This window comes from Actinoplanes sp. NPDC048967 (assembly GCF_040649415.1).
Taxonomy (GTDB): Bacteria; Actinomycetota; Actinomycetes; order Mycobacteriales; family Micromonosporaceae; genus Actinoplanes.
The window spans coordinates 443,938-463,520 of the sequence record NZ_JBEZFL010000004.1; the positions used below are offsets into that span (position 1 = coordinate 443,938).

Sequence of the window (19,583 nt, forward strand, 5' to 3'; positions counted from 1 at the left end):
GCTGCTCAAGCGACCCGGCGCACGATGGCCAGCAGCGACTGCTCGACGTCCTCGATGGACCGTTCCGGCTGGAACACCAGCCAGTCGACCGCCACGACCAGCCCCACCCCGAACAGCGCCGACGAGGCCACCCGCACGTCGAGGTCTTCGGGCAGATCCCCGGAGTCGACCCCGGCCTGGACGGTCTCGGCGATCACCCCGATCGCCTGCTCCCGCAGCAGCACCAGCGTCTGCTGCCACTCCCGGTTGGTGCGCCACATCTCCGAGAGCAGCAGCTGAGCGAAGGCCCGGTACCGGCGGATGTACTCCAGCTGGGCCCGGATCAGCGCGTCGACCGCCTCCCGGGGTGGCCGGCCGGCGACCGCCGCCCGGAACTCGTCGGTGAGCAGCCCGATCCCGTGCCGCAGCAGCTCCTCGAAAAGAGCCGTCTTGGAGGCGAAGTTGTAGTAGACGGTGCCCTTGGCGACCTTGGCCCGCAGTGCGATGTCGTCGACCGTGGTCGCCGAGAAGCCCTGCTCGGCGATGAGCTCCACCGCCGCCTCGAACAGGCGCTGCCGGGTGTCCTCGCGCCTGCGGGTCCGTCCGTCCACGATTGTCAGATCACCAGCTCCGGATGCAGGTCGGACGGGGTCAGCCGCCGCGACCGGTGGGCCACCGCCACGGTCAGGGCCAGCGCCGTGAGCCCGTAGCCGAGCAGCGCCAGTGCGCCGGTGACCACCGTACCGGCCGGGCCGCCGTCGATCGCGTGGCGCAGGGCGTCCACGACGTAGGTCATCGGCAGGAGCGGGTGCACGGCCTGGAAGAAGTCCGGCGAGGTCTGCACCGGGTAGGTGCCACCGGACGACGTCAGCTGGAGCATCAGCAGGGCCAGCGCGGCGATCCGGCCGGCCGGGCCGAGCGCGGCCCCGAGCACCTGCATGATCGCCGCGAAGGCGGTCGCGGTGAGCATCAGCAGGCCCAGGGTGAGCAGCGGGTTCACCGGGTTGAGGCCGAGGCCGAAGACCACCACCGCGAACAGCAGCGACGCCTGGGTCAGCCCGATCGCCACCGCCGGCAACAGCCCGGCCAGCGCCACCCGGTACGCGGGCGACCCGGACACCACGTACCGGCGGTTCAGCGGGCGGAGCACCATGTAAGTGATCATGGCACCCACCCAGAGCGCCAGGGCCAGGAAGTACGGGGCGAAACCCACGCCGTACGTGGCAGCCGGGTGGCGCACCGTACGGTTCAGGGCGACCGGGTCGCTGAGCACGTCCGCGCGCCCGGACGGGTCGTCGCCGTACCCCGGCAGTTGCTCCGCCCCGCCGGCCAGCCCGGACGCCAGCTTGGCGGTACCGCTGCGCAGGTCACCGAGGCCGGAGGCGAGCTGATGGCCGCCGGCCGTCAGCGAGTCGAGGCCGCCGTCCAGCTCACGCGCGCCGGACGCCAGCCGGAAGATCCCCCCGCGCAGGTCGTCGGCACCGGCCGCGGCATCGGCGGCACCGCTGTTGAGCCGCTGGGCCCCGGCGGCGAGCTCGCCGAGGCCGGCGGCCAGCCGGTCGACGCTGTCGCGGGCGGTGGCGACATCGTCGGCCAAGTGCGGCGCGGCGTCGGCGACCTGACGGGCGGTCGCGGCCACCTCGTGCAGCCGGGCGCTCAGCGCGTCCAGGTCGGCGGAGTGGACCGTGGACTGCACCCGCTCGGCCGCGGTGACCAGCTGCCGCGCGAGGTCCTTCATCTCGGCCGGCTGCGGGGTGTCCTCGGGCAGCGCGTTGATGTACTTCTGCAGATCCCGGGCCCGCTGCACGGCGTCCCCGGCTGCGTCGTCCAGCTCGTCGACGTTGCGGGCGAGCAGGTCGGCGCCGTCGGCCACCTGGTCGGCGGCGTCGGCGATCAGCTTGGCGTTCTGCCGCAGCAACGGCTCGACCTTGTCGGCGGCGGTGTCGACCGCGGTCGCGAGCTGCCGGCCGCCGGCCGCCGCCTGCTGCGTACCGGTGGCGAGCTGGGCCGCCCCGGCCCGCAACGTGGCCAGGCCGTCGGCGAGGTCGTCGGCGCCCTGCGCGGCACTGCCGAGGCCGTTGGACAGCTGCCCGGCGCCCCGGTCGGCGTCGGTGAGGCCGCCGGCCAGCCGGTCGGCGCCGCTGCTCGCGTCGCGCACCCCGTCCGCCAGCTTCGCGGCGCCGTCGGCGGCCCGCTCGGACTCCTTCTTGGCGTCGGTGAAGCCGATCAGCATCTTGTCGAAGTAGCCGGCCTGGGCCCGCTGGGCGGCGGCGGCCTGGACCTCCTGGAACGCGGTCCGGGAGAAGACGCCGGAGAGGTAGTTGGTGGCGTCGTCGTTGATGACCACGAGCCGGGAGGACGCCGGGGTGGCGTCCGGATCCGGGCCGGTGGTCAGGTCCTGGGAGAAGTCCCGCGGGATACGCAGGGCGAGCTGGTAGCTGCCGTCCGCGAGCCCGGCCTCGGCGCCGCGCTCGTCGGTGACATGCCAGTCGAAGACCTCACGCTTGATCAGCTCGTCGGCGAGATCCTGCCCGGCGTGGACCTTGGTGCCGTCACTGGCGGTGGCGGTGACGTCCTCGACGACCAGGGCGGCGGGGATGTGGCTGAGCCGGCCGTAGGGGTCCCAGAAGGCGTAGAGGTAGAGGGCGCCGTAGAGGAGAGGGACCACGCAGAGGACTACGAGGGCGGCCGCGGGGAGACGGCCGCGCAGGAAGCGGCGCAGCTCGAAGCCGGCGAGCCGGACGCTGGACAACCCGGTCATGACTTCTCCTCCTGCGCGTCGCCCTCAGGCTGGGGGTCGTTCTCCCCCGCCACCGGGTCGCCGTCGGCCCGCGTCTCCGCTTGGTCTTCCGCCTCTGTCCCGGCCGCCGAATCGGCTTCTGCGGCCACCTCCACCTGAGCCGGCGCCTCAAGATCAAGCGCTGCTTCGGTCTCGGTCCCCGTGCCTTGATCCGCTTCGCGTACCTCCGCCGGCGACTGCCAGGCGGCGTCATCAACGACGGCCGGCGCCTGCACCGCCCCAAGCCGTACCACTGTGGACACCCGGCCCGGGTCGACCTCGCGTGCCGTCACCAGCACGGCCACGCCGTCCTCCGCGAGCGACTCCAGCCGCGCCCACAACTCCCGCGTCTCGCCCGCGTCCAGCCCTTCATCCACCGCATCCAGCGCGATCACCCGGGGCCGTTCCAGCCGAGCCAGCACAATTCCGAGCAGCTGCCGCTGGAACGGGCTCAGCTCGTACCCCTTCAGCTGCGGATCAAGGCCGAGCAGGGGCACCTGCCCGGCCTCCCGCGGGGGTCGGCCGATCAGCAGCAACCGCTCCCGGACGTGCTCGATCACCGTGAGCACCGGCTCGGGCGACGTCACGTCGGGCACCCAGCCCAGCGCGGCCGCCCCGGTGACCCGGCCGGCCGTGAGCTTGAAGCGGTGCGACAGCGCGAGCAGCACTGTCGTGCGCCCGCTGCCCGGCGGGCCGACGACCGCCACGATCTCTCCCGGCTCGACGCTCACGTCGAGGTCTTGGAAGAGCCACCGGCGGCGGTGGCGTACGCCCGCCCCGGTGGCGGTCAGAACCGGCATCACGGCACCCACTTTTCGAACTGACTGGTCAGTACAAATAGTTACCCGTGATGCCCGTCGATGGAAGTGGCAGTGGTGGACCTCACCTCGATCACAGGGCAGGATCGGGACATGCCGACGCGATGGGGAATGACCGTACCGCTGGGCGGGGTACCGCTGGCCGAGCACGCCGCGGTGTTCGCGGCCCTGGCCGACGCGGGTTTCACCGACCTCTGGTCGTCCGAGGTGGCCGGCACCGACGCCTTCACCCCGCTGACCCTGGCCGCCGCCTGGCAGCCGCGGGCCCGGCTCGGGACGGCGATCACCCCGGTCTTCACCCGTGGCCCGGCCCTGCTCGCGATGACCGCCGCCGCATTGGCCGAGGCCGCGCCGGGCCGGTTCCAGCTCGGCATCGGCGCGTCGTCCCCGGTCGTCGTCGGCGACTGGAACGCGGCCGACTTCACCAAGGCGTTCGCCCGCAGCCGGGACATGCTGGAGTTCCTGCGCGCGGCGCTGGCCGGCGAGATGGTCGACCGCGAGTTCGAGACCTTCCGGGTCCGCCGTTTCCGCCTCGAACGCCCGCCCGCGACCCCGCCGGCGGTGCTGCTCGCCGCCCTGCGTCCCGGCATGCTCCGGCTGGCCGCGTCGGCCGCCGACGGCGTGATCCTGAACTGGCTGGCGGCCACCGACGTGCCCCGGGCGCTGGCCGAGGCCAAGTCCGACCGGCCGGACTTCGACGTGGTGGCGCGCATCTTCGTGTGCCCGACCGAGGACGCGGCCTACGCCCGTACGGTCGGCCGCCGGATGATCGCGGCCTACCTGACCGTCCCGGCGTACGCGGAGTTCCACCGCTGGCTCGGCCGCGAGCCCGTTCTGGCTCCGATGTGGACGGCGTGGGCGGCCGGCGACCGCAAGGGCGCGCTGGCGGCGATCCCGGACGACGTGGTGGACGAGCTGATCGTGCACGGCTCACCGGCGCAGTGCCGTGAGCACGTGGCCCGTTACGCGGCGGCCGGCGTCGACGTCCCGGTGATGGCCCTGGTGCCGACGCCGGAACTGCAGCAGGGCGGCGCCGCGGCTCTGGGTGAGCTCATCGGCGGGCTGGGCCGGCCTTAGAAGAGGACGGTGGCGAAGCTGCCGTTCGGCACGAAGCCGCAGCGCGCGTAGACCCGGCGGGCGGGCGCGTTGTAGTCGTTGACGTACAGGCTCACGGTGGGTGCCACCCGGCGCAGCGCGTCCCGCAGCACCGCCGCCATGGCTCCCGCGGCCATGCCGTGCCCCCGGAACTCCGGGTCGACCCAGACTCCCTGCACCTGCGTGGTGCGCCGGGTGACGATGGCCAGCTCGGCCTTGAACACGACCCGGTCGCCGACGAACCGCGCGTAGGCCCGCTTCGAGCGCACCAGCTCGGAGATCCGCCGCTTGTAGCCGCGCCCGCCGTCGTCGACCAGCGGCGAGACGCCGACCTCCTCGGTGTACATCGCCACCGCGGCCGGGAAGAGCTGATCCACCTCGCCCGGCTGCACCAGGCGCACCTCGGGGTCGGGGGCGATCGGCGCCTCCCGGTCGGCGACCAGCAGCGGCTGATGCGGCCGCACGTCACGGGCCGGACCCCAGTGCCCGCCGAGGCGCTCCCACAGGTCCAGGACGGCGTCGGCCCGCCCGATGATCGACGAGCAGATGCGCGGCTCGGCGCCGAGCAGGTCGGCGTAGGCGGCCACCGCGGCCGGCGTCGTGCACACCGGCACGAGGTGAGCCCCGGACCAGCAGAGCGATTCGATGCGGCGGCCCGTGCCGTACCCGTAGATCCGGCCGTCCGAGCGCCACCAGTTGAGCCCATGCGCAGCCACACGCTCGGCGATCTGCGCGCCGGCGTACGGGTCTTGGTCGAGGATCCGCTCGACCGTCGCCCGCTCGGACTCGCCGAGCTGGCGGATGGGCACCGTCAACACAGCTACCAGATTGCCAGATGGCAGGCCGGATACACCCGCGCCGCCCCCTCCGATCGGAGAAACCCTTGCGTCTGACATGTTGCCGATATATCGTCTAACTATCGACAACAGATCGGAGAAGGTCATGCGACACCACCACATGCACGAGGGACACGGCCACCCCGGCAGCCTGCGCGAGGGCCTCATGCGCGGCTTCGGCTTCCCGCCCGGATTCCCGTTCGGCCAGGGCGGTCCGGGCTTCGGCGGGCCAGGATTCGGCGGCTTCGGCCCCGGCGGGCCAGGCGGACGCGGCCATCGCCGCGGCGGCCGCGGCAGCCGGCCCAACGTGCGACCGGCCCTGCTGGCGCTGCTGCTCGAACGGCCCATGCACGGCTACGAGATGATCCAGGAGCTGGAGAGCCGCACCGGCGGCATCTGGCGCCCGAGCCCCGGCTCGGTCTACCCGACCCTGCAGCTGCTGGAGGACGAAGGCCTCATCGAGGCCGAGGCAACCGGCGGCCGCAAGCGCTTCACCCTGACGGACGCGGGCCGCGAAGAGGCCACCGTCGCGGCGGAGAACCCGCCGTGGGCCCAGTTCAGCAACGACACCATGTCGCAGGTCCAGGACTTCCGCGACGCGGCGGTCGGCATCATGGACGCGCTGCGCCAGGTGGGCTTCAACGGCACCCAGGAACAGCGCGACAAGGCCCTCGAAGTCCTCAACGAAACCAAGCGCAAGCTCTACGCGATCCTCGCCGACGAGTGAGCAGCCGGGGCGCATCCCTGCTTTCTGGGGATGCGCCCTTTTTTATCCAGCTACGGCGAGCAACAGTCCGCAACCGCAACACCGTCGTCCACCCGCACACAGGCGAGCCAGGCGAACCTCCGGCTGATCACCCGCCGCCGGGCTGAGAGCGGTGGTCACCCGGGCACCCGCCCGGGCGCGACGGGCCGGCTCCGGCTCCCGGCCAAGACGGCCAAGACGGCCGGCCGGTTCGCTGCCGCCCTATTTCTCGGCGCGGTAGAAGGCGTAGGCGCCGAAGCGGGCTTTGTCCCGGCCGTTCTGGGCGACGCCCGTCAGGCCTGCCTCTTCCATCGCGGCCAGCACGCGTTCGGGGACGCCGGCCGCCACCAGTGGATGACGGTGCATTCTGCCGGTGCCGGACGGCGTGGCGTCGATGTCGATCACGTGGAACTCGCCGCCCGGGCGCAGGACGCGCCGGACTTCGCCCAGTGCCCGCCCGCGTTCCTCCTCGTCGAGGTGGTGCAGCATGAACGAGGACAGGACGCGGTCGAAGCCGGCGTCGGGCAGGGGCAGGTTGCCGGCGAACGCTCGCTCGTACCGGATCGGCAGTTTGCGCCGGGCTGCCTTGCGCCGGGCGCGGCGCAGGGCGGCCGGGTCCGGGTCGATGCCCACGGCCTCGATGCCGGGCACCCGCCGTCCCAGGGCCGTCAGCAGATTGCCGGTGCCGCAGCCGATCTCCAGCACCCGCTGGCCGGGCCGGAGGTCCGCGCGGTCGAGCAGTTGTCCGTGGACGCGACCGACCCGGGCCAGCCGGGTGAACGGGTCGTAGAGGGGCAGCAGCCAGTGTCTGCCCATGGCGGGCAGATAGTGCTGGTCGGTCATGTCGCGCTCCTGTCGAGTCCGACGAAGTTAGGTCGTACTCTCAGCTTCATGCGGGACGAGGGAAGGGACAACGGGCGATCCGTGGCCGGGATGCGACGATCTTCGGTGCCTATCCGGGGCCAGGCCCGGCAGGTCGGGGCGACCGGTCAGGGCGTTCCGGTCATCGCCTTCGGCCACGTTCCCGGCGTCGCCCCGATCGCGATCACCCGTCTCCCCGAGAATCCGGCGGCCGGCAACCCTCCCGCGGGTGCGCACACCCACGACTTCCTGGTGCTCTTCTACGCGCACCGGGCCGCCGGGACGATCGTGATCGACGAACGGAAGTGGCCGGTGACCGACGGCGACCTGTTCTTCGTCGCCCCCGGGCAGGTTGTCGCCTTCACCGGCCCGCACGCGGAGGTCGCCACCGACGGCTGGGTGGTCTGGTTTCCCGCCGACGTGATCCGTCCCGGTACGCCCGGCGCCTACTCATCGTGGCGGTCGCACCCACTGCTGTTCCCGTTCGCCCGCGGGATCGACCGCGCGCAGCGCCTCCCGGTCGCCGCCGCCGAACGGGACGGCTGGATGTCCCGTTTCGCCGTGCTCGAAGCCGAGCTGCGGGCCCGGCGCGACGGCTACCAGGAAGCCGCGCTGGCTCACCTGACGTTGATGCTGGTGGCCGCGTCCCGGTTGTCCACCGACGTCGCCGGTCAGCTCCGTTCGTCCGACGAACCCCTGCTCGCGGCCGTCTTCGAGGTCATCGAGCGGCGTTTCCACGAGCCCATCTCGCTGACCGATGTCGCCGCCGAGCTGGCCCTGACCACCGGCCATCTCACCACGGTGGTACGCCGCAAGACCGGCCGCACGGTGCAGCAGTGGATCACGCAGCGGCGGATGCAGCAGGCCCGGGTGTTGCTGAGCGGGACCGACCTGACGGTGGCGGCGATCAGCCACCGGGTCGGGTATCCCGATGTCAGTTACTTCATCAAGCGGTTCCGCGCCGAGCACCAGGTGACGCCGGCGCAGTGGCGGCACGCCGACCGGCCCGGCCCACGCTGAGCCGGGCCGGGCGACGGCGTGCTCAGTGGACGGTGACGGTGGGGCCGGGCAGCAGCTCGCGGAGCTCGTCCGGGAGCTCGGCGCCCATCTGGTCGGCCAGCCGCAGGGCCTCCTCGACCAGCGTCTCCACGATGATCGATTCCGGGACCGTCTTGATGACCTGGCCCCGGACGAAGATCTGGCCCTTGCCGTTGCCCGACGCCACCCCGAGGTCGGCCTCGCGGGCCTCGCCCGGGCCGTTCACGACGCAGCCCATGACCGCCACCCGCAGCGGCACCGGGAAGCCTTCGAGCGCCGCGGTCACCTGCTCGGCCAGCGTGTAGACGTCCACCTGGGCCCGGCCGCAGGACGGGCAGGAGACGATCTCCAGGCCGCGTTCGCGCAGGCCCAGCGCCTCCAGGATGCCCTGGCCGACCTTGATTTCCTCGACCGGCGGGGCCGACAGCGACACCCGGATGGTGTCGCCGATGCCCTCGGCCAGCAGCGCGCCGAACGCCACGGCGCTCTTGATCGTGCCCTGGAACGCCGGGCCGGCCTCGGTGACGCCGAGGTGCAGCGGGTAGTCGCACTGCTCGGCGAGCTGGCGGTACGCGCGGATCATCACCACCGGGTCGTTGTGCTTGACCGAGATCTTGATGTCGCGGAAGCCGTGCTCCTCGAACAGCGAGCACTCCCACAGCGCCGACTCGACCAGCGCCTCGGCGGTGGCCTTGCCGTACTTCTGCATGATCCGCTTGTCCAGCGAGCCCGCGTTCACGCCGATCCGGATCGGCACCCGGGCGTCGCCCGCGGCCTTGGCGATCTCCTTGACCTTGTCGTCGAACTGGCGGATGTTGCCGGGGTTGACCCGGACCGCCGCGCAGCCCGCGTCGATCGCGGCGAAGACGTACCGCGGCTGGAAGTGGATGTCGGCGATGACCGGGATCTGCGACTTCTTGGCGATGGCGGGCAGCGCCTCGACGTCGTCCTGCGACGGCACGGCGACCCGGACGATCTGACAGCCCGAGGCGGTGAGCTCGGCGATCTGCTGCAGGGTCGCGTTGATGTCGGCGGTCAGCGTGGTCGTCATCGACTGCACGCTCACCGGCGCGCCCCCGCCGACCGGCACGTTGCCGACCATGATCTGGCGACTCTGCCGGCGGGGGGCCAGCGGCGGCGGCGGTACGGCCGGCATACCGAGACTGACAGCGGTCATGTGCGCACTCTCACTTAGAGAAGATGGTAATCGGGTTGATCACGTCGGCCGTGGCGGTGAGCAGCGTGAACGCCCCACCGATCAGGATGACGGCATAGGTCAGCGGCATCAGCTTGAAGTAGTCGACGCGGCCGGGATCGGGCTTGTGCAGCTTGCCGTAGACCCACGAGCGGGCCCGCTCGTACCAGGCGATGGCGATGTGGCCACCGTCCAGGGGCAGCAGCGGCAGCAGGTTGAAGATGCCGATGAAGACGTTCAGCGAGATGAAGATCAGCAGGAAGATCTCGGGCACGCCGCGCTCGATCGCCTCGCCGCCCAGCCGGCTGGCGCCGATGACGCTGATCGGGGTGTTCGGGTCGCGCTCGTCGCCGGTGATCGAGTTCCACAGCGCCGGGATCTTCTCCGGGATCCGTTTCATCGCCACGAACGAGCCCTCGACCAGGCTCCAGTCGTAGCGCAGGCTGGCCGGGACGGCGTCGAGCGGGCCGTAGGTGACCGTGCCGGGGATGTTGATGCTCTGGCCGATGCCGACCACCGAGACCTCGGTGACCTTGCCCTCGGGGTCGTCCAGCGGCGGACGCTGCGCGGCGATCATGGTGACCGTGGTCTTACCGGGCTGGCCGTCGCGGGTGTACTCGAAGACCGTCGGTCCCGGCTTGCTGCTGCGGATGGCGTCCGTGAGCTGGCCATAGCTGGTGATCGGGGTGTTGCCGACCTTGGTGATGACGTCGCCGGTCCTGAGCCCGGCGGCGGCGGCCGGACCCGCGACATCGGTGCCCGCGCCGACCTTGCACTCGTTCGCGCTGAGCACGATCGGCACGCAGTCGGCCACCGTGATCTGGGCCGGCAGGGCGACCTGCTGCTGGACGGTCTGCGGCACGTCGGGGTTGGGCAGGCCGACGAAGACGGCGGCGCACCAGGCGGCGACGATCGCGAGGGCGAAGTGGGTGAGGGAGCCCGCCGACATGACGACGGTGCGCTTCCACACCGGGAAGCGCCACATGGCCCGCGGCTGGTCCTGCTCCGAGACGTCGTCGTCCTGCGGCGTCATCCCGACGATCTTGCAGAAGCCGCCGAGCGGGATGGCCTTGAGGCCGTACTCCGTCTCGCCGCGGCGGAACGAGAAGATGGTCGGGCCGAAGCCGACGAAGTACTGGGTGACCTTCATCCCGTAGCGCTTCGCCGTGATCATGTGGCCCAGCTCGTGCAGGCTCACCGAGATCAAGATAGCCAGCGCGAAGGCTGCCGTCCCCAACCAGTACAGCATCAGGCTCCTTCAGCCGCCGTAGCGATCATCCGCTGGGCCTGGGCACGCGCCCAGGCCTCCGCGGTCAGCACGTCCTCGACGGTACCCGGCTCGTCGAAATCGGGTGCCGCCGCGAGCACCGCCTCGAGGGTGTCGACGATGCCCAGAAAAGGTAGCCGACCGGACACGAACGCGGCCACACACTCCTCGTTGGCGGCGTTGAAGATGGCCGGCCGGCACCGGCCCGCCGTACCGGCCGCCTTGGCCAGCCGAACGGCCGGGAACGCCTCGTCGTCCAGCGGGCGCAGCTCCCAGTTGTGCGCCAGCGTCCAGTCGACGGCCGCCGCGGCGCCGGGCACCCGTTCCGGCCAGGCCAGCGCGAGCGCGATCGGCAGCCGCATGTCCGGCGGGCTGGCCTGGGCCAGCGTGGAGCCGTCGCCGAACTCGACCAGCGAGTGCAGCACCGACTGCGGGTGCACCATCACCTCGATGGCGTCGTACGGCACGTCGAACAGCTCGTGCGCCTCGATCACCTCGAGGCCCTTGTTGACCATGGTCGCGGAGTTGATCGTCACGACCGGTCCCATGTCCCACGTCGGATGCTTGAGCGCTTCCTCCGGTGTGACGTTCGTCAGCTCCGTGCGCCGGCGGTCCCGGAACGCACCCCCGCTGGCGGTCAGGATCAGCCGCCGGACCTCGCCGGCCGACCCGCCGCGCAGGCACTGGGCCAGCGCGGAGTGCTCGGAATCGACCGGCACGATCTGCCCCGGCCGCGTCACCGCGGCCTTGACCAGCGGGCCGCCGGCGACGAGCGACTCCTTGTTGGCGAGCGCGAGGGTACGGCCACAGCGCAGCGCGGCCAGCGTCGGCGGCAGCCCGAGACTGCCCACGACCCCGTTGAGCACCACGTCACAGGGCCACTGGGCCAGCTCGGTCATCGCGTCCGGCCCGGCGACGATCTTCGGCAGTTTGAAGTCGCCGGTGGCCCAGCCGCGCTTCTGGGCCTCGGCGTAGAAGGCGAGCTGGAGGTCCTGCACGACGCTGGATCGGGCCACGCCCACCACGTCGACGGCGAGCTCCAGGGCCTGCGCGGCGAGCACCTCGACGTTGCCACCGCCGGCGCCGAGCGCGACCACCCGGAACCGGTCCGGGTTGCGCCGGACGATGTCGATGGCCTGGGTGCCGATGGATCCGGTCGAGCCGAGCAGTACCAACTCACGCATGAGGTTCATCTTCCCCTGCCGGGTCCAGGCGCCGGCGGGTGGATCGTAGCGCCGCACTGGGTATGGGTGAACCATGAGATCCCGGGTGGCGGACGTACGCCGAAAACTGTCGGCGCCGTTCCGGCTGCTCCGTGGGCGTGACCTCGCCCTGTACTCGGCTGCCGTGACCTTCTACGCCGGGATCGCCGTGGTGCCGGTGGCGCTGCTGGCGATCTGGATCACCGGTCTGATCGCCGGGGCCGACCGGGTCCGCCGGCTCACCGGGCACACGATCGACGCGCTGCCCGATGCCATCGGGGCGCCCCGTGCGCTCGCCGCACTGATCGAGGCCGGTCTGCACCTGACACCGATGCTCGCCGTGGCCAGCCTGCTGCCCGCCACCCTGTACGGCGAGGGCCTGCGCCGCGCGTTCGTGTCCCTGCGCGAGCCGGGCGAGGCCCTGGTCGGCTGGCGGGGCCGGATCCTGTGGCTGCCGCTGCTGGCCGCCTCCCCAGCCCTGCTGCTGGCGCTGTTCCTGGCCCTGCCGGTGACCAGCGGTCTCTGGGTCCGCGGCGGCTGGTACGCGGTCGCCGGCGTGGTCCTGTCCTTCTTCGCCGCCTGGCTGGTCCTGACCCCGGTGGTGATCTGGGTCTACCGCGGGGTGGCCCCGGGCCGGCCGGAGTGGCTGGCCACGACGCTGGTCGGCTCCTTCACCGCGGCCAACCTCTCGGGCTTCCTGCACGGCTTCGTGCTCTTCTGCTCGCTGCCGCTGGACCTGGGCGTGCCGTTCGGCGGCTTCACCGAGATCGGCGGCGTGGTCGCCGTCGGGCTGTGGCTCTACCTCTTCCACGTCATCCTGCTGGCCGGCTTCGCCGCCACCCAGAGCGCCAGCGCCTTCCAGCGGGCTAGACGGGTGCGGGCCGCCGATCCGGCTCCGGCGCAGCCGGCGGGTTCGGCGGCGCCGGGGTCTCGTGGATCCCGAAGCGGCCGTAGAAGCGGCTCAGCGGACCCGGTGCCCACCAGTTCCAGCGGCCCAGCAGCCGCATCGTCGCCGGGACCAGCAGCGCCCGGACCAGCGTCGCGTCCACGATGATGGCCACGATCATGCCGATGCCGATGGTCTTGATGACGGTCACCCCGCCGGTGGCGAAGCCGGCCACCACGGTGATCAGCAGCACCGCGGCGGCCGTGATGATGCCGCCGGTGTGCTGCAGGCCGGAGGCGACGGCCGCGGTGTTGTCGCCGCTCGCGTCCCACTCCTCGCGCACCCGGGAGAGCAGGAAGACCTCGTAGTCGGTGGCCAGCCCGAAGAGCACGGCCAGCACCAGGATCATGTTGCTGGGCTCGATGTAGCCGGTGGACTCGAAGCGCAGCAGCCCCTCGAGGTGGCCGTCCTGGAAGATCCAGACCACCACGCCGAAGGACGCGCCGATCGAGACCAGGTTCATCAGCACCGCCTTGATCGGCAGCAGCACCGAGCCGAAGGCCAGGAAGAGCAGCAGCATCGTGGCCACCGCCATGATCAGGGCCATCCACGGCAGGCCGGCGGCGAGGCTCTCCAGCAGGTCGAGGTCGATCGCCGGCCGGCCGCCGACGAGCACCTCGGCGCCGGCGGGCGCGGGCAGCTCCCGGATCCCCGAGACGATCTCGCGGGACTCGGCGCGGGGCAGCTCACCCGGGTAGGTCACGGTGATCAGCGACGAGGCGCCGCGCTCGGCGGTGACGGTGGCGGCGGTGACGTCGGGCAGCGCGGCGATCCGCCCGGCCAGCTCGGTGGCGGGTGCTCCGCTCACCAGTACGGTGATCGGGTCCTCGCCGCCGCCCGGGAAGCCACTGTCGAGCCGTTCGCCGACGACGCGGGCGGAGGTGCCGGGCGGCAGCACGCGCTCGTCGAAGCCGCCGAACTCCACCCGCAGGAACGGTGCCGCGAAGGCGGTCAGCACGACCAGCACGCCGACGACGTACAGCACCGGGCGGCGCATCACGCTGTGCGCGATGCGGGCCCAGCCGGCGCCCGGGTGGGAGCTGCGCGGCAGCGGGATGCGCAACTTGTCGATGCGGTGCCCGAGCAGGACCAGCGCCGCGGGCAGCACGGTCAGCGCGGCGAGCATCGCGATCAGCACGGCGGCCATGCCGCCGATGGCCAGACCGCCCAGGAAGGGCTGCGGAAAGATCAGCAAGCTGGAGAGCGCCAGCACGATCGTGAGGCCCGAGACCGCGACGGTACGGCCGGCAGTCGCCACAGTCGTCCGGATGGCGGCCCCGACGTCCTGCCCGTTCGCCAGCTCCTCGCGGAAACGGCTCACCACGAACAGCGAATAGTCCACCGCCATGCCCAGCCCGAGCAGCGTGATGACGTTGATCGCGAAGACCGAGATGTCGGTCAAATAGGTCAGCAGCCGCACCGCGACGAACGCACCGAGGATCGCGATACCGCCGATGACCAGCGGGGACAGCGCCGCGATCAACCCTCGGAAGATCACGACGAGCAGGACGAACAGGATCGGCAACGAGAAGATCTCGGCCCGGGTGATGTCCTGCCTGGTCTGGGTGTTGGCCTGGTCGGTGAAGGCCACCACCCCGCCGACCTGCGTGGTCAGGCCGGGCGCGGCGAAGGCCGGCTCGATCCGGTGGTACGCGTCGGCCTGGCCGTCCTCGTCGGTGGCCCGCAGGTAGACCGCCGCGTAGGTGGATCGCCGGTCGGTGCTGACCAGAGCCGGTGGCGCGTTCTCGTCGGTGTACGCGGCGACCTGGGCCACGTCCGCTTCGGCCCGGATCCTCCCGACCGCCTCGCTCACCGCCGTCCGGAAGGCCGGGTCGGTGACGGTGCCGGTGGGGCTGGACCAGAGCACGAGCAGGTCGGGATCGCGCTGACCGAGCTGCGCGGCGATGCCCGCGGCTGCCCTGTTCGACTGACTGTTCGGGTCGTCGTAACCACCGCCGGTGAGCGAGCCGAAGACGCCGGCGCCCCAGGTCGCACCCACCACCACCAGCGCGAACGCGGCGGCGATGACCCACCAGCGCAGCCGGACGACGGCCCTGCCCCACCAGCCGAACATGTGTCTGCCTCCCGCACGGCCCGTTAGAGTCGCTTCAGATCTTGGCCATTTTCGTGAACGCCGTTTACCCTCGCAAACACCGTTCATCCTCGTCAACGGAGCGTCCCATGACGACGACCACGCCCGGCCGCCGCGAACGGCTGCGCGCGGAGACCGTCACCGAGATCAAGCACGCCGCCCGCCGTCTGCTCGTCGCCGGTGGCCCGGCCGCCATCTCGCTGCGCGCCATCGCCCGCGACCTCGGCATGACCGCCCCCGCCCTGTACCGGTACTTCGCCAGCCTTGATGCCCTGATTCTGGCCATCGTCACCGATCTGTTCGAGGACCTCCGCGCCGCGGTCGCCGACGCCGCCCTGGCCCACAGCGACGAGGAGCCACTGGTCCGCGTCGGGCACATGGCCCGGGCCTTCCGCCGCTGGTCCCTGGACCGGCCGGCCGAGTTCGCGCTGATGTTCGGCAGCCCGATCAACGACGCCGGGGCCCGGTTCGGCGAGACGTTCTTCACGGTGCTGGGTGAGCACTACGCCCGGCACCCGTTCGGCGGCGAGGCGCCCGACCTGCCCGACCCGGCGTTGCGCGAGTTGTTCAAGCCGTACCTGGACACCTTCGGTGACCGTTTCCCGCTGCCCGTGATCTACCTCTTCGTGGCCGCCTGGACCCGCTTGTACGGCATCGTCGCGATGGAGGTTTTCGGCCACCTCAGGTGGGCCATGACGGACGTGGAGCCGCTTTTCGAGGTCGAATTGGCCCGGACCGTCAGCCGATTGGCGCGCTAGGCTCCGCTGCCATGAGCTCTCTGCCCGAACGCGCGGACGTGGTGATCATCGGAGCCGGCCACAACGGCCTGGTCTCCGCCGTGCTGCTGGCCCGCGCCGGACTGGACGTCGTGGTGCTCGAGGCCGCCGACGTGCTCGGCGGGGCCACCCGCACCGAGCGGCCGTTCCCGCGGGTGCCCGGCCTGGGCCAGTCCACCGGCTCTTACCTGCTCGGGCTGATGCCGCCGGAGTTGCTGCGCACGCTCGACGTGGACATCCCGGTACTGCGCCGCGACCCGCACTACTTCCTGCCCACCCCGGGCGGCCCCGGTTCGCCGTACCTGTTGTTCGGCACGGACCGCGAGGCGACCCGGGCGCAGATGCAGCGGTTCTTCTCGCCCCGCGACGTGGCCGCCGACGAGGCGATGCAGGTGGAGATCGCGGCCCTGCGGGCCGACCTGGCGCCGGCCTGGCTGCGCGAGCCCGGCACGGTCGAGGAGGTCGCCGACCGGCACATCCGCCCCCAGCTGCAGAGCACGTTCATCGACCTGGTCCGCGGCTCGGTGGCCGACTACCTGTCCCGGTTCGGCTTCAAGAGCGAACTGCTGATGAGCATGTACGCGGTGACCGACGGCCTGTCCGGGCTGAACGCCGGCCCCGACGACCCGGGCACCGGCCACAACTTCCTGGTGCACAACATGTGCCGGCTGCCGGGCTCGGACGGCACGTGGATGATCGCGGCGGGCGGGATGGGCACGGTCTCGCGCACGTTCGCCGACGCCGCCCGCGCCGCCGGTGCGTCCATCTTCACGAGCACCCCGGTCACGGAGGTCACGGTCTCCCAGGGCGCCGCCACGGGCGTGGTCCTGGCCGACGGGCGGGCGATCTCGTCCCGGGTGGTGCTGGGCTCCTGTGACCCGTACAGGTTGATGAGCCTGGTCCCGGAGGGGGCGCTGCCCGCCGCCCTGACCGACCGGATGGCGGCGGTCCGCCGCCCCGGCACGACCCTGAAGGTCAACCTCGCGCTCAGCGGGCTGCCGCGCTTCTCCTGCCTGCCCGAGGACGCGGCGTCGCCGTTCGGCTCGACGATCCACCTGCTGCCGGGCTCGGCCGGCCTGGCCGGCCTGGCCGAGACGGACTCGCCGATGGCCGCGCTGCGCGCGATGTGGGCGGACGTGCAGGCCGGGCGACTGCCGGCGGAACCGACCATCGAGTGGTACCTGCACACGACCGTCGACCCGTCACTGCAGGACGAGGCGGGCCACCACTCCTCGGCCCTGTTCGTGCAGTCGGTGCCGTACGAGCCGGCGTCGTCCTCGTGGGACGCGGAGCTGCCCGGCTACGTCGAGCGCCTGCTGGCCATCGTCGACCGCTACGCACCGGGCACGTCGGAGCTGGTGGCGGACACGATGCCGCTGACCCCGCCGGGCATCGAGCGGCACTTCGGCATCACCGGCGGGCACATCCACCACGTCGACAACACGGTGGCCTTCGACGAGCGCATGCCGTACGCCACCGGGCTGGACGGCCTCTACGCCGGCTCAGCGGGCGCGCACCCGGCCGGCAGTGTGATCGGCGCCGCCGGTCACAACGCCGCCAAGCGCATCCTCACCGACCTGGGTCGCTGACCGTCCCACCGCCGCCGGGGGCGAGCAGCGGCATGAGCCCGGTCATCTCCAGCACCTTCAGCGGCGTCTGGTGGGCCCGGACGAGATGGAGCTCCCGGCCCGCCTCGTGGGCGGCGTTGAAGACCCGGACCAGGACGTTGATCGCCGACGAGTCCAGGAACTCCACCGCGTCGAGATCGATCTGCACGCAGGAGATGCCGGGTAGCGCCACTTCGGCCAGCAGGATCTCGGCCAGCTCGTCCTCGGCGCTCATGTCGACCTCGCCGGACAGGATGACGAGGGACATTTCGCCCTGCCGGCTGACACGGTAAGCCCAGATGTCGTCCATGGGTCCCTCCCGGAGCGCTCTGACGATCAATGCCAGAGATAAGAGCGCTCCGGGACGGCCCGGCGTTACTCCGCTCGCGGGGCCGGCTCGGCCGCCGTCTTCTCGGCGCGGATCTTGTGGCCGACGCTGGTGAGGCACTTGCCCGTCGGCAGGTCGAACTTCCAGCCGTGCAACTGGCAGGTCAGCACGTTGCCGTCGACGATGCCGAAGCGGCTCAGGTCGGCCTTCAGGTGCGGGCAGCGGCGCTGCACCGTCCAGCCGCCCAGCTCGGTGTCCTCGGCGTCGACCGACTTCTCGTGCTCGTCGTACCAGCCCTCGGCGTACTGCAGGCGCTCCTCGGACAGGCACTTGAAGAACGCGTAGACGAACTCGTTGTACTGGCCGATCCGGGCGGCCGAGAAGCGGCAGGAGAGGAACAGCGAGTTCACCCAGTCGCCCTCGTCGATGAAGATCAGGTGCTCGATCAGCTCCCGCTGGGTCTTGAAGCGGTAGCGGACCTTCTCGTCGGCGTACGGCCGGACCTGCTTGCCCGGGAAGTCGACCACGATCGACTCGACCGACTCGCCGTCGTAGGCCAGCAGGTCGAAGCGGACCGGGCCGCCGACCCCCTTGGCCAGGTAGATCGACTCCTCCAGCAGCGGCTCGATGCGCTTCTTGAGCTCGCCCAGCACGTCGATCTCGGGGTGCCGCCAGGACGCCTTCTCCGCGGCGATGATCGGCGCCTTGCGCTCGCGCATCTCCTCGAGGTGGGCCTTCTTGTTGGCGAAGAACTCGTCGACGTCGGTGGGGTGCGTGGTGGCGATCGATCCGGTGGTGAGCTCGGACACGCTGCCCGGCAGCAGCACGACACCGTTGGTCCCGCCGACCTTGGCGTACTCGCTCATGAAGACCGACTGGTCCGGGAAGATGTTGCCTTCGTCACCGTGGATGTCGTTGAACTGCCACAGCTCGTCGTCCAGGAAGCACGGCGGTCCGGCGATCGGGAAGACGTGGTCGGCCTTCAGGTCGTCGATGTAGCGCCAGGTGCGGTCGAACTGCCGGTCACGCTTCTGCTTGCCGAACGCCGTCTTGGCCGCCTGCGGCAGCTCGTAGACCATCGGATACCAGATCGCGCCGGAGAACTGCAGCATGTGCGCGTGCACGTGGCCCAGCTCGGCGAACGTGGACAGGTCCGTCGGGCGGGCGTCGTTCTGGTTGAGCACCCGGACGCCGTCGTGCTCGATCCACAGCGACGAGTCGCCGATCGGGCCGTCGGTGGGGCTGATCAGCGCCTGGATCATGACCTTGAGGCCGCCGTCGAGCTCGTGGACCTCGTTGCTCCTGGTCTTGAAGAAGCTGGTGAAGCCCAGCTCACGCAGCTCGTCCTCGAGCTGGCTGGTCGGATACTCCGGCAGCAGGACCGTGGCCTTCTTGCTGATGAAGCGCTTCAGGTGCTCGGCGTCGAAGTGGTCGCGGTGCAGGTGCGAGACGTACAGGTAGTCGACGTCGCCGAGACTCTCCCAGTCCAGCTGAGAGTTGTCCGGGAACGGGAACCACGACGCGAAATACGCCGGGTTGACCCACGGGTCGCACAGAATGCTGCCCGCGGCCGTGTCGATCCGCATGCTCGCGTGGCCAGTGCCCGTGATCCGCACCGTTCAGCTCCCTCGGTTCACCCATGTCCGACGGCATCGAAGGTACCGCCGGGTTGCCCGGATGCCCGCATCGGCCCCGTGTCAGACTGGACGGCAGATGTGTCCGTGCCTGAGGAGGAACCGACAGTGGCAGCCGAGAACGAGCCGGTTTACGCGCCCGACCAGCTCAAGCCGGGCAATCGCAAGGGCGCTCAGCGCGGCGCGATCGGCGCGGCCGCCGTCCTGCTGCTCTACCTGTGGGGCAACCACGAGGGCAACACCGAGAACATCTGGATCATCGGCACCGCGGTCGGGCTGATCGCCATCGTGGTCATCGACATCGTGCTGCGCCGCAACGGCCTGCGGCCGAACGACCAGTAACCCGCACACAGCAAGGCCCGCGTCCCCGGTCGGGGGAGCGGGC

Annotated in this window: 17 protein-coding genes and 1 pseudogene; 7 read left to right on the plus strand and 11 right to left on the minus strand. The window is 71.4% G+C overall.

Features of this window, described 5'->3' with window-relative positions; genetic code table 11:
• Positions 1–5: 5 nt before the first annotated feature.
• From AB0C12_RS19760 to AB0C12_RS19770, 3 genes are read right to left on the minus strand one after another with little or no spacing between them, the layout of a single operon-like run.
• Positions 6–593, minus strand: a complete 588-nt coding sequence (locus tag AB0C12_RS19760; RefSeq protein ID WP_360550555.1) for a TetR family transcriptional regulator — start codon at positions 591–593, stop codon at positions 6–8.
• Positions 594–595: 2 nt separating this feature from the next.
• Positions 596–2,740: a YhgE/Pip domain-containing protein gene (locus tag AB0C12_RS19765; protein ID WP_360549854.1), complete on the minus strand. Its 2,145-nt coding sequence runs from the start codon at positions 2,738–2,740 to the stop codon at positions 596–598.
• A complete protein-coding gene (locus tag AB0C12_RS19770; protein WP_360549856.1) occupies positions 2,737–3,558 on the minus strand; it encodes an ATP-binding cassette domain-containing protein in 822 nt (273 codons plus the stop codon). The genes AB0C12_RS19765 and AB0C12_RS19770 overlap by 4 nt, the downstream gene beginning before the upstream one ends.
• A gap of 111 nt (positions 3,559–3,669) precedes the next feature.
• On the opposite strand from AB0C12_RS19770, the gene AB0C12_RS19775 reads away from it, so the two are divergent.
• Positions 3,670–4,653, plus strand: coding sequence for an LLM class F420-dependent oxidoreductase (locus AB0C12_RS19775; RefSeq protein ID WP_360549858.1), 984 nt, complete (start codon positions 3,670–3,672; stop codon positions 4,651–4,653).
• Here the strand turns inward: AB0C12_RS19775 and AB0C12_RS19780 are convergent.
• The gene (locus AB0C12_RS19780; RefSeq protein WP_360549860.1) at positions 4,650–5,489 is read right to left on the minus strand and encodes a GNAT family N-acetyltransferase; all 840 of its coding nucleotides are present in this window, start codon (positions 5,487–5,489) and stop codon (positions 4,650–4,652) included. The two genes, AB0C12_RS19775 and AB0C12_RS19780, sit on opposite strands and share 4 nt — an antisense overlap.
• 124 nt (positions 5,490–5,613) lie before the next feature.
• Here AB0C12_RS19780 and AB0C12_RS19785 point away from each other — a divergent pair, with 124 nt between their 5' ends.
• Entirely contained in the window at positions 5,614–6,234 is a 621-nt protein-coding gene (locus AB0C12_RS19785) for a PadR family transcriptional regulator (RefSeq protein ID WP_360549862.1), read from the plus strand.
• A 240-nt stretch (positions 6,235–6,474) separates the two neighbouring features.
• Here the strand turns inward: AB0C12_RS19785 and AB0C12_RS19790 are convergent, their stop codons facing one another.
• Positions 6,475–7,095, minus strand: coding sequence for a methyltransferase domain-containing protein (locus AB0C12_RS19790; RefSeq protein ID WP_360549864.1), 621 nt, complete (start codon positions 7,093–7,095; stop codon positions 6,475–6,477).
• Positions 7,096–7,185: 90 nt separating this feature from the next.
• Between AB0C12_RS19790 and AB0C12_RS19795 the strand changes: the two genes are divergently transcribed.
• A complete protein-coding gene (locus tag AB0C12_RS19795; protein WP_360550557.1) occupies positions 7,186–8,133 on the plus strand; it encodes an AraC family transcriptional regulator in 948 nt (315 codons plus the stop codon).
• 22 nt (positions 8,134–8,155) lie between these two features.
• On the opposite strand, the gene ispG is transcribed toward AB0C12_RS19795, so the two are convergent.
• From ispG to dxr, 3 genes are read right to left on the minus strand one after another with little or no spacing between them, the layout of a single operon-like run.
• Positions 8,156–9,328 (minus strand): flavodoxin-dependent (E)-4-hydroxy-3-methylbut-2-enyl-diphosphate synthase, encoded by a 1,173-nt coding sequence (gene ispG, locus AB0C12_RS19800; RefSeq protein WP_360549866.1) that lies wholly within the window; start codon positions 9,326–9,328, stop codon positions 8,156–8,158.
• Between the two features lie 10 nt (positions 9,329–9,338).
• Complete coding sequence (locus AB0C12_RS19805) at positions 9,339–10,595, minus strand: site-2 protease family protein (RefSeq protein ID WP_360549868.1); 1,257 nt, start codon at positions 10,593–10,595, stop codon at positions 9,339–9,341.
• The gene (gene dxr, locus AB0C12_RS19810) at positions 10,595–11,806 is read right to left on the minus strand and encodes a 1-deoxy-D-xylulose-5-phosphate reductoisomerase (RefSeq protein WP_360549870.1); all 1,212 of its coding nucleotides are present in this window, start codon (positions 11,804–11,806) and stop codon (positions 10,595–10,597) included. Before dxr ends, AB0C12_RS19805 begins: the two co-directional genes overlap by 1 nt.
• A gap of 64 nt (positions 11,807–11,870) precedes the next feature.
• On the opposite strand from dxr, the pseudogene AB0C12_RS19815 reads away from it, so the two are divergent.
• Positions 11,871–12,686: pseudogene (locus AB0C12_RS19815) on the plus strand (YhjD/YihY/BrkB family envelope integrity protein); the annotation flags it as partial.
• On the opposite strand, the gene AB0C12_RS19820 reads toward AB0C12_RS19815, so the two are convergent.
• Positions 12,682–14,835: an MMPL family transporter gene (locus AB0C12_RS19820; protein WP_360549872.1), complete on the minus strand. Its 2,154-nt coding sequence runs from the start codon at positions 14,833–14,835 to the stop codon at positions 12,682–12,684. The pseudogene AB0C12_RS19815 and the gene AB0C12_RS19820 sit on opposite strands and share 5 nt — an antisense overlap.
• Before the next feature lie 107 nt (positions 14,836–14,942).
• Here AB0C12_RS19820 and AB0C12_RS19825 point away from each other — a divergent pair, with 107 nt between their 5' ends.
• On the plus strand, positions 14,943–15,611 hold the full coding sequence (locus AB0C12_RS19825) for a TetR/AcrR family transcriptional regulator (RefSeq protein WP_360549874.1): 669 nt from the start codon (positions 14,943–14,945) through the stop codon (positions 15,609–15,611).
• 11 nt (positions 15,612–15,622) lie between these two features.
• Entirely contained in the window at positions 15,623–17,218 is a 1,596-nt protein-coding gene (locus AB0C12_RS19830) for an NAD(P)/FAD-dependent oxidoreductase (protein WP_360549876.1), read from the plus strand.
• On the opposite strand, the gene AB0C12_RS19835 is transcribed toward AB0C12_RS19830, so the two are convergent.
• Positions 17,199–17,504: an STAS domain-containing protein gene (locus AB0C12_RS19835; protein ID WP_360549878.1), complete on the minus strand. Its 306-nt coding sequence runs from the start codon at positions 17,502–17,504 to the stop codon at positions 17,199–17,201. The two genes, AB0C12_RS19830 and AB0C12_RS19835, sit on opposite strands and share 20 nt — an antisense overlap.
• 107 nt (positions 17,505–17,611) lie before the next feature.
• A complete protein-coding gene (locus tag AB0C12_RS19840) occupies positions 17,612–19,174 on the minus strand; it encodes a Rieske 2Fe-2S domain-containing protein (protein ID WP_360550558.1) in 1,563 nt (520 codons plus the stop codon).
• 111 nt (positions 19,175–19,285) lie between these two features.
• Here AB0C12_RS19840 and AB0C12_RS19845 point away from each other — a divergent pair, with 111 nt between their 5' ends.
• Complete coding sequence (locus AB0C12_RS19845; protein ID WP_360549880.1) at positions 19,286–19,540, plus strand: DUF2631 domain-containing protein; 255 nt, start codon at positions 19,286–19,288, stop codon at positions 19,538–19,540.
• The last annotated feature ends 43 nt before the right edge of the window (positions 19,541–19,583 follow it).

Coding starts and splice junctions, on each gene's coding strand:
- AB0C12_RS19765 (WP_360549854.1), bottom strand. CDS start 2,740: ATGACCGGGTTGTCCAGCGTCCGGCTCGCCGGCTTCGAGCTGCGCCGC.
- AB0C12_RS19770 (WP_360549856.1), bottom strand. CDS start 3,558: ATGCCGGTTCTGACCGCCACCGGGGCGGGCGTACGCCACCGCCGCCGG.
- AB0C12_RS19775 (WP_360549858.1), top strand. CDS start 3,670: ATGCCGACGCGATGGGGAATGACCGTACCGCTGGGCGGGGTACCGCTG.
- AB0C12_RS19785 (WP_360549862.1), top strand. CDS start 5,614: ATGCGACACCACCACATGCACGAGGGACACGGCCACCCCGGCAGCCTG.
- AB0C12_RS19790 (WP_360549864.1), bottom strand. CDS start 7,095: ATGACCGACCAGCACTATCTGCCCGCCATGGGCAGACACTGGCTGCTG.
- AB0C12_RS19795 (WP_360550557.1), top strand. CDS start 7,186: ATGCGACGATCTTCGGTGCCTATCCGGGGCCAGGCCCGGCAGGTCGGG.
- ispG (WP_360549866.1), bottom strand. CDS start 9,328: ATGACCGCTGTCAGTCTCGGTATGCCGGCCGTACCGCCGCCGCCGCTG.
- AB0C12_RS19805 (WP_360549868.1), bottom strand. CDS start 10,595: ATGCTGTACTGGTTGGGGACGGCAGCCTTCGCGCTGGCTATCTTGATC.
- dxr (WP_360549870.1), bottom strand. CDS start 11,806: ATGAACCTCATGCGTGAGTTGGTACTGCTCGGCTCGACCGGATCCATC.
- AB0C12_RS19820 (WP_360549872.1), bottom strand. CDS start 14,835: ATGTTCGGCTGGTGGGGCAGGGCCGTCGTCCGGCTGCGCTGGTGGGTC.
- AB0C12_RS19825 (WP_360549874.1), top strand. CDS start 14,943: ATGACGACGACCACGCCCGGCCGCCGCGAACGGCTGCGCGCGGAGACC.
- AB0C12_RS19830 (WP_360549876.1), top strand. CDS start 15,623: ATGAGCTCTCTGCCCGAACGCGCGGACGTGGTGATCATCGGAGCCGGC.
- AB0C12_RS19835 (WP_360549878.1), bottom strand. CDS start 17,504: ATGTCCCTCGTCATCCTGTCCGGCGAGGTCGACATGAGCGCCGAGGAC.